Origin of the sequence: Enterobacter cloacae complex sp. P38RS, assembly GCF_014930775.1 — a bacterium.
GTDB classification, from domain to species: Bacteria; Pseudomonadota; Gammaproteobacteria; order Enterobacterales; family Enterobacteriaceae; genus Enterobacter; species Enterobacter bugandensis.
The window spans coordinates 168,075-179,628 of the sequence record NZ_JADBRS010000003.1 but is presented as its reverse complement, the minus strand read 5'-3'; the positions used below and the strand labels follow the sequence as shown (position 1 = coordinate 179,628).

The window sequence follows — 11,554 nt, the reverse complement described above, 5'->3', positions numbered from 1 at the left end:
GAAGATGTGTGCAGGATGCAAAAGGTATAAGGATGACCAGGCCTTCGGGCATCAGGAAAAGTTGTCACGGAAGAGCAGGGAGCACGAATTGTAGCTGGAATGCTGCGAAACGAACCGGGAGCACTGTTTTTACAGTGCTCCCTTTTTTATTTCTGTCTTCCGCAATGCTATGCTGCGCGCCGTTCACTTTTTCAGTTGAGGTTACTATGACGCAACACGATAGCGTTCGTGCTCAGTTGCACGCCATCGAAGCCCTTTTGCGCCAGCATCAGCTGTGGCAGGAGACCGCGCCGAATCCGGAAGCGTTTGCCAGTACCCAGCCATTCTGCCTGGATACGCTGGCACCGTTCGAGTGGCTCCAGTGGGTATTAATTCCGCGCATGCACGCGCTGCTGGAAGGCGGTCACCCTTTGCCGCAGGCGTTCGCCGTTTCTCCCTACTATGAAATGGCGCTTGAGGCGACGCACCCTGCGCGCGATGTGACGCTGGTTGAGCTGGAAAAACTGGACGCCCTGTTTGCCGGTGAAGAGGCATGACGCTGGAAATCCTCTATCAGGACGAGTGGCTGGTGGCGGTGAATAAACCGTCTGGCTGGCTGGTGCACCGCAGCTGGCTGGATCGCGATGAGAAAGTGGTGGTGATGCAAACCGTGCGCGACCAGATTGGTCAGCATGTGTTTACCGCGCACCGCCTCGACAGACCGACTTCCGGCGTGCTGCTGATGGGGCTTTCCAGCGAGGCGGGCCGCCTGCTGGCGCAGCAGTTCGAACAGCACCAGATCCAGAAGCGCTACCACGCGATCGTTCGTGGCTGGCTGACCGAATCCGCCACGCTGGACTATCCGCTGGTGGAGGAGCTGGACAAAATCGCCGATAAATTTGCCCGCGATGACAAAGGCCCGCAGCCCGCGGTGACGGATTATCGCGGCATGGCGACAACGGAAATACCGGTAGCAACCAGCAAATTCCCCACCACGCGCTACAGCCTGGTTGAGCTTTTGCCCAAAACCGGACGCAAGCACCAGCTTCGCCGTCATCTTGCGCACCTGCGCCACCCGATTATTGGCGACAGCAAGCACGGCGATCTGCGCCAGAACCGCAGCGCGGCAGAGCATTTTGGCTGTAACAGACTGATGCTGCACGCCAGCGAGCTTAGCCTGATTCACCCGTTTACCGGTGAACCACTGATTATTCGTGCCGGGCTGGACGACGTCTGGATGCAGGCGCTGTCACAGTTTGGCTGGCGGGGACAACTCCCCGAAAATGAAAGGGTTGAGTTTGTATCAGGCAACGTTCAGGATGAACGGTAAGCGCAATAATTACGGGAGCAAAGCATGGCTGAAGTAGGCATTTTTGTCGGCACGATGTATGGCAACTCGCTGCTGGTAGCGGAAGAGGCTGAGGCGATTTTGACAAGCCAGGGCCATAAAGCCACGGTCTGTGAAGACCCGGAGCTGGCGGACTGGGAAAAGTATAAAGATAAATACATTCTGGTAGTGACCTCCACCACCGGTCAGGGCGATCTCCCGGACAGTATCGTGCCGCTTTTCCAGGGCATTAAAGATCGGCTTGGCTACCAGCCGGGCGTTCACTACGGCATTATTGCCCTCGGCGATAGCTCTTACGCCAACTTCTGCGGCGGCGGCAAGCAGTTCGATGCGCTTCTTCAGGAACAGAGCGCCCAGCGCGTCGGCGAGATGCTGTTGATTGATGCCGGTGAGCATCCTGAACCCGAAAGCGAGTCGAACCCGTGGGTTGAACACTGGGCAACGCTTCTTAAATAGTTTCGTAGGCCGGGTAAGGCGTAGCCGCCTCCCGGCAACAAAGCCGCATCAAATCCTCAATTCCGTGAAGTATCTTCCACTGCTTTGGGCTTATGCCTCAAACCACGTTCCCCACACTCCTCAATGTTGTGTTTCTGCACGGTGAGCGAACCTGTCACTCCTTCATATACTTTTCCGGTCACAATAAAACGGCTCCAGGCCGTACTAAAACGACAAAACTTATCTCATTCTGATTACCCTACCGGTGCTGTACAGAATGAACAGGCGAAAGCTATGTTTCAGGAGTGCAACAATGAGTACATTAAGCCACGCAGCGAGCAGCGCTGAAAAGCGCACTAACGCCCGCTACTGGATAGTGGTGATGCTGTTTATCGTCACGTCCTTTAACTATGGTGACCGCGCCACGCTGTCGATTGCCGGCTCGGAAATGGCAAAAGACATCGGCCTTGATCCGGTGGGCATGGGTTACGTTTTCTCTGCATTCTCGTGGGCCTACGTCATCGGCCAAATTCCTGGCGGCTGGCTGCTGGACCGTTTTGGCTCTAAACGCGTCTATTTCTGGTCCATCTTTATCTGGTCTGCTTTTACCCTTTTGCAGGGTTTCGTCGATATCTTCAGCGGCTTTGGCATTATCGTGGCGCTCTTTACGCTGCGCTTTCTGGTAGGCCTGGCGGAAGCCCCTTCCTTCCCGGGCAACAGCCGCATTGTCGCGGCCTGGTTTCCTGCGCAGGAGAGGGGAACAGCGGTGGCAATTTTTAACTCCGCCCAGTATTTCGCAACGGTGATCTTTGCACCCATTATGGGCTGGCTGACGCATGAGGTGGGCTGGTCGCACGTCTTCTTCTTTATGGGCGGGCTTGGGATCGTCATCAGCTTTATTTGGCTGAAAGTGATCCACGAACCGAATCAGCACCCTGGCGTGAACAAGAAGGAGCTGGAATACATTGCTGAGGGCGGGGCGCTGATCAATATGGATCAGAAATCTGACAAAGCAAAAGTCCCCTTCAGCCAGAAATGGGCGCAGATCAAGCAGCTCGTCGGCTCGCGCATGATGATCGGTATCTATCTCGGCCAGTACTGTATCAACGCTTTAACCTACTTCTTTATCACTTGGTTCCCGGTTTATCTGGTGCAGGCGCGCGGCATGTCGATCCTCAAAGCGGGGTTTGTTGCCTCGGTCCCGGCAATCTGCGGCTTCATCGGCGGCGTGCTTGGCGGGGTCATTTCCGACTGGCTGATGCGCCGCACGGGTTCGCTGAACATCGCGCGTAAAACGCCGATTGTGCTCGGCATGCTGCTTTCCATGACCATGGTGTTCTGTAACTACGTCAGTGCCGAGTGGATGATTATCGGCTTTATGGCGATGGCCTTCTTCGGCAAAGGGATTGGCGCGCTGGGCTGGGCGGTGATGGCGGATACGGCACCGAAAGAGATCAGCGGCCTGAGCGGCGGTCTGTTCAATATGTTCGGCAACGTTTCCGGGATTGTCACGCCTATCGCTATCGGCTACATCGTCGGCACCACGGGGTCTTTCAACGGCGCGCTGATCTACGTTGGTGTGCATGCCCTGGTGGCGGTGCTGAGTTACCTGGTGCTGGTGGGCGATATTAAACGCGTCGAACTTAAACCTGTCGTGGAGCGCGGATGATGACAACACAATCAAGCCCTATCGTCACGGAAATGAAAGTTATCCCGGTGGCCGGTCAGGACAGCATGCTGCTCAATATTGGCGGCGCGCATAACGCATGGTTTACCCGCAATATCGTGGTGTTGACCGATAGTGCAGGCAATACCGGGGTAGGTGAAGCCCCCGGCGGGGAAGTGATCTACCAGACCCTGGTAGAGGCTATTCCACAGGTCGTGGGTCAGGAAGTGGCTCGTCTGAACAAGGTGGTTCAGCGGGTGCATAAGGGCAATCAGTCGGCGGACTTTGATACCTTCGGCAAGGGCGCGTGGACGTTTGAACTGCGCGTCAATGCGGTCGCCGCCCTGGAAGCGGCGCTGCTGGATTTACTCGGTAAAGCCCTTAACGTTCCGGTCTGCGAACTGCTGGGGCCGGGCAAACAGCGCGATGCGGTCACCGTGCTGGGCTATCTGTTCTACGTTGGCGATCGCAATAAAACCGATCTCCCCTATCTGGCTCGTTCACCGGGTGACCACGACTGGTATCAGCTGCGCCATCAGGAAGCGCTCTCCAGCGAGACGGTTGTGCGCCTGGCTGAAGCTGCGCAGGATCGCTACGGCTTTAAGGATTTCAAGCTGAAAGGCGGCGTGCTGCCCGGCGAGCAGGAGATTGAAACGGCCCGGGCGCTGAAAAAACGCTTCCCGGAGGCGCGCATCACCGTTGACCCGAACGGCGCCTGGCTGCTGGATGAGGCGATTAGCCTGTGTAAAGGTCTCGGTGACGTGCTGACCTACGCGGAAGACCCGTGCGGCGCGGAGCAGGGCTTCTCTGGCCGCGAGGTGATGGCGGAATTCCGCCGCGCAACCGGGCTGCCGGTTGCGACCAATATGATCGCCACCAACTGGCGCGAAATGGGCCACGCGGTGATGCTGAACGCCGTCGACATTCCGCTGGCAGATCCGCACTTCTGGACGCTCTCCGGCGCGGTGCGCGTGGCGCAGCTGTGCGATGACTGGGGCCTGACCTGGGGCTGCCACTCCAACAACCATTTCGATATCTCGCTGGCAATGTTTACCCACGTTGGCGCGGCGGCGCCGGGTAACCCGACCGCCATCGACACCCACTGGATTTGGCAGGAAGGCGAAGCTCGCCTGACGAAAAATCCGCTGGAGATCAAAAACGGTAAAATTGCCGTACCCGATGCGCCGGGGCTGGGCGTGGAGCTTGACTGGGATCAGGTTCATCAAGCCCATGAGGCGTATAAAAAGCTACCAGGCGGCGCGCGTAACGACGCGGGCCCGATGCAGTACCTTATCCCCGGCTGGACATTTGACCGTAAGCGCCCTGTTTTTGGACGTCACTAATAAAAGGATTACACGATGAGTACTTTTACGACCCCTGTCGTCACCTCCATGCAAATCATTCCGGTCGCAGGTCATGACAGCATGCTGATGAACCTGAGCGGGGCGCATGCGCCGTTCTTCACGCGCAATATTGTCATTATCAAAGACAATGCCGGCCATACCGGCGTGGGTGAAATTCCGGGCGGGGAGAAGATCCGCAAAACGCTGGAGGATGCCATTCCGCTGGTGGTGGGCAAAACGCTGGGTGAGTACAAAAATGTCCTCAACACCGTGCGCAATACCTTTGCCGATCGCGATGCCGGCGGCCGCGGCCTGCAAACCTTCGATTTGCGCACCACTATCCACGTGGTGACCGGCATTGAAGCCGCGATGCTGGATCTGCTGGGCCAGCACCTGGGCGTTAACGTCGCGTCGCTGCTGGGCGAGGGCCAGCAGCGCAGTGAAGTGGAGATGCTCGGCTATCTGTTCTTTGTCGGCGACCGCAAGCTGACGCCGCTGCCGTATCAGAGCCAGCCGGATGAGCAATGTGACTGGTACCGCGTTCGTCACGAAGAAGCGATGACCCCGGATGCGGTGGTGCGGCTGGCAGAAGCCGCGTATGAAAAATATGGCTTCAATGATTTCAAACTGAAAGGCGGCGTGCTGGCGGGGGAAGAGGAGGCGGAAGCCATTACCGCGCTGGCAAAACGTTTCCCGCAGGCGCGCGTGACGCTGGATCCGAACGGCGCGTGGTCGCTTGATGAAGCGATCGATATTGGCAAGCAGCTGAAAGGCGTGCTGGCGTACGCGGAAGATCCGTGCGGGGCTGAGCAAGGCTTTTCGGGCCGCGAAGTCATGGCGGAATTCCGTCGCGCTACGGGGCTACCGACCGCGACCAATATGATCGCCACCGACTGGCGTCAGATGGGGCACACGCTCTCTCTGCAATCGGTGGATATCCCGCTGGCGGACCCGCACTTCTGGACAATGCAGGGCTCGGTGCGCGTGGCGCAGATGTGCCACGAGTTTGGCCTGACCTGGGGCTCGCACTCCAACAACCATTTTGACGTGTCGCTGGCGATGTTTACCCACGTCGCCGCCGCCGCGCCGGGCACCATTACCGCTATCGATACGCACTGGATCTGGCAGGAGGGTAATCAGCGCCTCACCAAAGAGCCGTTTGAGATCAAAGGTGGCATGGTGCAGGTGCCGTCCACGCCGGGGTTGGGGGTTGAAATGGATATGGATCAGGTAATGAAAGCACACGAACTGTATCAAAAACACGGTCTGGGCGCGCGCGACGACGCGATGGCGATGCAGTACCTGATCCCTGACTGGACATTCGACAATAAACGTCCGTGCATGGTACGATAAACGCATTGGGACCGCTCCCACGAGCGGTTTCCTACGTGGTGTATGCTTAACGTAACGACTATGCGTAAGGATGGCTTATGAAAATTGTTATCGCACCGGACTCGTATAAGGAAAGTTTGAGTGCGCTTGAGGTTGCGACAGCGATCGAGCGCGGTTTTCGCGAGATTTTCCCTGAGGCGGAGTACGTCAAACTGCCGGTCGCTGATGGCGGTGAAGGCACGGTTGAGGCGATGATCGCGGCAACCCGGGGACGCATTGTGCACGTTCCGGTGACCGGTCCGCTGGGCGAGCGCGTGGACGGGTTTTATGGGATATCCGGTGACGAGCAGAGCGCCTTTATTGAAATGGCGGCGGCAAGCGGTCTGGAACTGGTAGCCCCTTCACTGCGTGACCCTCTGAAAACGACCTCCTGGGGCACGGGGGAACTTATCCGCCACGCGCTGGATGCGGGCGTTAAGCATATCATCATCGGTATCGGCGGCAGCGCCACCAATGACGGCGGCGCCGGGATGGTGCAGGCGCTGGGGGCGAAGCTGCTGGACGACAATGAACAGCCGCTGGGGCAGGGCGGGGGCGAGCTGGATAAGCTTGCGCGGATCGACCTGAGCGGCCTCGACCAGCGTCTGGCGGAGTGCCGGATAGAAGTCGCCTGCGATGTGACGAATCCGCTCACCGGTAAGGATGGCGCGTCAGCGGTATTTGGCCCGCAAAAGGGCGCCACACCCGAGATGATCGTCACCCTGGACAACGCGCTTGCGCACTATGCGAGAGTCATTGCCCGGGATCTGGACATTGATGTGCTCAACCTTGCTGGCGGCGGTGCGGCGGGTGGTATGGGCGCGGCGCTGTACGCTTTTTGTGGTGCGCAGTTGCGCCAGGGCATTGAGATTGTGACCGATGCGCTACACCTGGCCGACCAGGTGGCCGATGCGGATCTGGTGATCACCGGGGAAGGCCGCATCGACAGCCAGACGATCCATGGCAAAGTGCCGGTAGGGGTGGCGAAAGTGGCGAAACGCTTTAATAAGCCCGTTATCGGCATTGCAGGTAGCCTGACGGCGGATGTTGGCGTGGTACACGATCACGGCTTAGACGCGGTGTTTAGCGTGATCTACACCATCTGCTCGCTGGAGGACGCGCTGGAAAATGCCAGCGCGAATGTACAGATGGCCGCAAGGAATATCGCGGCGGTGCTGAAAGTAGGGCAGGCATTTTAACTGTGATTGCCGGGTGGTGGCTTCGCCTTACCCGGCCTACGTTAGCGCACCTGTAGGCCCGGTAAGCGTAGCGCCACCGGGCTTTTCCCTCAGCTCCCCAACACCTTCATCGCTTCCCGCGTCACGTTATCCATCTCATCCAGCAGTTCCAGGAACTCCGGTTCAAGCTCCGATTCCGGCGTACCCGCGCGCAGCTGCTGCTCCAGCAGCTGGCAGAGGTTTTTCAGACGCGGTACGCCGCTGTAGCCGCAGCTGCCATGCAGCTTGTGGATCGCTTCCAGCAGCTCTTCCGGGTTCTCGCCCACCAGCTGTTCTTCAACCTTATTACGGATCTCCGGCAGAAACGCGACCAGCATTTGCAGCATCTCTCGTGCTAAATCGGGTTTCCCTGCCGCCTGGCGCAGCGCCAGCTGCCAGTCAAAGGTCGCATTTTGATTAACGCTTACCTCAACCGGCTCGCTGAAAACCGTATATGTTCCGCCAATGTGCCCCGGCTTATAGCGTAACAGCAGGTTATGAAGCTTCTCTTCGTCGATAGGTTTCGCCAGGTAATCATTCATCCCGGCGCTCAGCAGCTTCTCTTTCTGACCGGCCATCGCATGCGCGGTGACCGCAATCACCGGGGTTTGCTGCTGATGCGGGAGCTGGTGGATCAGCTCGCAGGCACGAATGCCATCCATGCCCGGCATCTGAATATCCATCAGAATTAAGTCGAACTGCATCTGTTTAGCCAGTTCAACCGCCTGGGCGCCGCTGGTACACAGCTCAACATGCTGAACCTGGTCTTCCAGCAATACGCCGATTAGCTTCAGGTTTGCCGGATTATCATCCACCGCCATCACGCTCATGGGCAGTTTTTGCTCGTCGTTAATCAACGGCAGTGCGTGCTGGCTAAGACGGCAATACTCCGTAAGGGCGGGCAGCAGGCGGGTCGCGGTGAGTGGTTTAAGCAGGCACGCGGCCGCACCGTCGTTTTTCAACTCTTCCGCATTAAGCTGAGCGTGGCAGGGCAGCGCCAGCAGCAGATAGTCGGTCATCGACGCGGCTTTCGCCAGCCGCTCCTGCTGCATGGTCAGCTCGCCGGTGAAGGTCACCGGGATCCCCATCAGCAAAATGTCGTAATGATCAATGGCCAGGGCTGAGAAGGTTGGACTGTAAACCACCTCCAGCGGCGTGGTGCTTAAAATATCCAGCGCGCACTGCGCCGCTGCCGCGTTAGGCTCGACGTAGGCCAGGCGCTTACCTTTCAGACAGTCCGTCACCGGGCCGTCGGTCAGCACGTTCGGATTGAGGTCGAGGTTAATATGGAACCAGAAGGTTGAGCCGCGGTTTGGCTGGCTGTGGAAAGAGATATCGCCGCCCATCTCGTTTACCAGCCTCTGCGTGATCACCAGCCCCAGTCCGGTACCGCCATGGCGGCGGGAGATGCTGGCGTCTGCCTGGCGGAAGGCCTGGAACAGACGCGACTGATCCCGCTCCGGAATGCCGATACCGGTATCGCGGATTTGAACCTCAATCTGCACCTTGTTATTACTGATGGCGCGTTTTTCTACCAGGATGTCGATGTTGCCGCTTTCGGTGAATTTAATCGCATTCCCGACAAGATTGGTAATGACCTGCTGCAGGCGCAGCGGATCGCCAATAACGTTGTCCGGCACGTCGTTTTTAATATTGAGCGTTAGCTCAAGGCCCTTGTCGTGCGACGAGTGCGCGAGCAGCGTCACGACTTCATCGAGCGTGCTGCGCAGCGGGAACGGGATGCTCTCCAGAATCAGTTTACCCGCCTCCAGCTTGGAGAAGTCCAGCACGTCATTAATGATCGCCAGCAGGTTATTGGCCGAACGTTCAATGGTGTGCAGGTGATCCCGCTGAGTAGGATTCAGCTCGCTTTTCAGAGTTAGGCGGGTAAAGCCGATCACGCCATTGAGCGGCGTACGCAGCTCGTGCGACATATTGGCCAGAAACTCAGACTTAATACGCGCCGCTTCCTGAGCGCGCTTTTTCGCCAGATCCAGCTCAACGTTCTGAATCTCCATCTGCTCCAGCGTTTCGCGCAGATCAGAGGTGGCCTGGTCAACGTTATGCTGCATCTCTTCGTGATAGGCCGCCAGCGACATCGCCATCGAGTTAATGCCGTTTTTCAGCATATCCAGCTCGCCCAGCATAAACCCTTCCACGCGGCTGTCGAGCTGTCCCCGGCGGATGCGGTCAACGGTATTAACCATGTTGCGGATGGGGCCCGTGACGTCACGCATCAGACGCCAGCCGAAGATCAGCGCGATACCAATGCAGAACAGCATCATCACGCCGGAGATAAAAATTTCTTTGTACTGCTGCAGCCGTACCGACTTGAGATCCAGCTCAAGCGCTACATATCCCAGCATGTTATTGCTGGATTTGGCATCGGATTGCGCAGACTCATCGGGTGAATAGCTTTCCGACACGATCGGCGTGCGCAGGATCATGATATCGCCGCGCCGCAGTACTGTGAGGTGGCGCGGGAAGGGCGTTCCGTCCGGGATTTTCAGGGCCGCCGGATCGAGATGAAAGTTTGAGGTGACAAACAGGCGGTTATGTTCGTCGTAGACGGAAATGGCACGGACGATATCCGAGTGGCGACGATGAAGCACGCTGATTAATTGCCCAATGGATTCGCGGTTTTGCAGGTTCATGCCGTACTCGCTGGAGACGGCAAGCGGTTCGATAATGCTGGCGCCCGCGTCCTCCAGCTGTCGCTGCAAATCGTTATAGCGGTGCACCACAAAGAAGATACTCAGCAGCAAACCGATGAGAACGGTGGGGGCGAGGATCAAAATCATCATGCGCGCGCGCAGGCTGTAGTTGGTCATGGCGTTCCGTTATGGGACAATTAAGATAATTATGTTTATGTGAGAAAAATCTCGGCGATGGCGCAATTCTACTCTGCAAAGCGACGCGTGACGACGCGTCAAATCATTACTGTTGAAGCCACGGACCTTGATCCGTTTGGTCAGGGAGTGGCTCGTCACAACGGTAAGACTCTGTTTATAACAGGTTTGCTGCCAGGAGAACGAGCAGAAATTACGCTGACGGAAGACAAGCGTCAGTACGCGCGCGGACAGGTGAAGCGTCGCCTCAACGCGAGCCCGGAGCGCGTGGAGCCCCGCTGTCCCCATTTTGGCGTGTGCGGAGGCTGCCAGCAACAGCATGCGAGCACAGAATTACAGCAAAAAAGTAAAAGCCGCGCGCTGGCGCGCCTCCTTAAACACGAAGTTGACGAGGTTATCGCCGATGAGCCCTGGGGCTATCGCCGCCGCGCGCGCCTGAGCCTGAGCTATCAGCCCAAAACGGAGCGGCTGGAGATGGGTTTTCGCAAAGCGGCCTCCAGCGATATTGTTGACGTGAAGCGGTGCCCCATTTTGGTGCCCCATCTTGAGGCGTTACTTCCGGACGTGCACCGCTGTCTTGCATCGCTCGACGGGGTGCGTTCATTGGGCCACGTTGAACTGGTGCTGGCGAACAACGGCCCGCTGATGGTGCTGCGCCATACCGTGCCGCTGTCGAAAAAAGATCGCGAAAAACTGGAACGCTTTTCGCATTCTCATGAGCTTGCGCTTTTCCTCGCGCCGCAAAGCGAGATACTTGAACAGGTATCGGGCGAAGCTCCCTGGTATGCGTCAGACGGGCTACGCTTAACGTTCAGTCCGCGTGATTTTATCCAGGTCAACGACGGCATAAACCAGCAAATGGTGGCGAAGGCCCTGGAATGGCTTGACGTACAGCCCACTGACCGTGTGCTCGATCTGTTCTGCGGCATGGGTAACTTTACCCTGCCGCTGGCGCGCAGAGCGGCAAGCGTGGTCGGGGTGGAAGGCGTTGAGGCGCTGGTGGTCAAAGGCCAGGAAAACGCAGAGCAGAACGGCTTGCAAAATGTGACATTCTTTCATCAAAATCTTGAGGAAGATGTCACTCAACAGCCGTGGGCAAAGCAGGGTTTCGACAAAATCCTGCTCGACCCGGCGCGTGCAGGTGCCCCAGGCGTCATGGCGCATATTATTAAACTCGCGCCCAGGCGCGTGGTCTATGTTTCCTGTAACCCGGCAACGCTTGCCCGTGACAGTGAGGCGTTAATCAGCGCGGGTTACCAGATTCGGCGTCTGGCAATGCTGGACATGTTCCCGCACACTGGACATCTGGAATCGATGGCGTTGTTCGAGCACATCTAATTTGTTTG

Annotated in this window: 9 protein-coding genes; 8 read left to right on the top strand and 1 reads right to left on the bottom strand. The window is 57.7% G+C overall.

Annotated features, from left to right (window positions below; all coding sequences use genetic code 11):
- Positions 1-206: 206 nt before the first annotated feature.
- The 7 genes from IM303_RS06700 to IM303_RS06670 all read left to right on the top strand — a co-directional run bounded on the left by IM303_RS06700 (position 207) and on the right by IM303_RS06670 (position 7,341).
- Entirely contained in the window at positions 207-536 is a 330-nt protein-coding gene (locus IM303_RS06700) for a YqcC family protein (protein WP_048998517.1), read from the top strand.
- Complete coding sequence (gene truC / locus IM303_RS06695; protein WP_048998518.1) at positions 533-1,309, top strand: tRNA pseudouridine(65) synthase TruC; 777 nt, start codon at positions 533-535, stop codon at positions 1,307-1,309. The genes IM303_RS06700 and truC overlap by 4 nt, the downstream gene beginning before the upstream one ends.
- 24 nt (positions 1,310-1,333) lie before the next feature.
- Entirely contained in the window at positions 1,334-1,783 is a 450-nt protein-coding gene (locus IM303_RS06690) for a flavodoxin (RefSeq protein ID WP_048998520.1), read from the top strand.
- Positions 1,784-2,075: 292 nt separating this feature from the next.
- A complete protein-coding gene (gudP, locus tag IM303_RS06685; protein WP_041908405.1) occupies positions 2,076-3,431 on the top strand; it encodes a galactarate/glucarate/glycerate transporter GudP in 1,356 nt (451 codons plus the stop codon).
- Positions 3,431-4,771, top strand: a complete 1,341-nt coding sequence (locus tag IM303_RS06680) for an enolase C-terminal domain-like protein (RefSeq protein ID WP_063155170.1) — start codon at positions 3,431-3,433, stop codon at positions 4,769-4,771. The genes gudP and IM303_RS06680 overlap by 1 nt, the downstream gene beginning before the upstream one ends.
- A gap of 15 nt (positions 4,772-4,786) precedes the next feature.
- The gene (gudD, locus tag IM303_RS06675) at positions 4,787-6,124 is read left to right on the top strand and encodes a glucarate dehydratase (RefSeq protein ID WP_193359743.1); all 1,338 of its coding nucleotides are present in this window, start codon (positions 4,787-4,789) and stop codon (positions 6,122-6,124) included.
- A gap of 77 nt (positions 6,125-6,201) precedes the next feature.
- Complete coding sequence (locus tag IM303_RS06670) at positions 6,202-7,341, top strand: glycerate kinase (protein WP_028014259.1); 1,140 nt, start codon at positions 6,202-6,204, stop codon at positions 7,339-7,341.
- Positions 7,342-7,430: 89 nt separating this feature from the next.
- Here IM303_RS06670 and barA read toward each other — a convergent pair whose 3' ends face one another.
- Positions 7,431-10,190: a two-component sensor histidine kinase BarA gene (gene barA, locus IM303_RS06665; protein WP_193359742.1), complete on the bottom strand. Its 2,760-nt coding sequence runs from the start codon at positions 10,188-10,190 to the stop codon at positions 7,431-7,433.
- A gap of 57 nt (positions 10,191-10,247) precedes the next feature.
- On the opposite strand from barA, the gene rlmD reads away from it, so the two are divergent.
- Positions 10,248-11,546, top strand: a complete 1,299-nt coding sequence (rlmD, locus tag IM303_RS06660) for a 23S rRNA (uracil(1939)-C(5))-methyltransferase RlmD (RefSeq protein ID WP_193359741.1) — start codon at positions 10,248-10,250, stop codon at positions 11,544-11,546.
- Positions 11,547-11,554 lie beyond the last annotated feature (8 nt).

Bases quoted from the DNA above. Each gene is read 5' to 3' on its own strand.
- truC (WP_048998518.1), top strand. From the start codon at position 533: ATGACGCTGGAAATCCTCTATCAGGACGAGTGGCTGGTGGCGGTGAAT.
- IM303_RS06680 (WP_063155170.1), top strand. From the start codon at position 3,431: ATGACAACACAATCAAGCCCTATCGTCACGGAAATGAAAGTTATCCCG.
- gudD (WP_193359743.1), top strand. From the start codon at position 4,787: ATGAGTACTTTTACGACCCCTGTCGTCACCTCCATGCAAATCATTCCG.
- IM303_RS06700 (WP_048998517.1), top strand. From the start codon at position 207: ATGACGCAACACGATAGCGTTCGTGCTCAGTTGCACGCCATCGAAGCC.
- IM303_RS06670 (WP_028014259.1), top strand. From the start codon at position 6,202: ATGAAAATTGTTATCGCACCGGACTCGTATAAGGAAAGTTTGAGTGCG.
- barA (WP_193359742.1), bottom strand. From the start codon at position 10,190: ATGACCAACTACAGCCTGCGCGCGCGCATGATGATTTTGATCCTCGCC.
- IM303_RS06690 (WP_048998520.1), top strand. From the start codon at position 1,334: ATGGCTGAAGTAGGCATTTTTGTCGGCACGATGTATGGCAACTCGCTG.
- gudP (WP_041908405.1), top strand. From the start codon at position 2,076: ATGAGTACATTAAGCCACGCAGCGAGCAGCGCTGAAAAGCGCACTAAC.
- rlmD (WP_193359741.1), top strand. From the start codon at position 10,248: ATGGCGCAATTCTACTCTGCAAAGCGACGCGTGACGACGCGTCAAATC.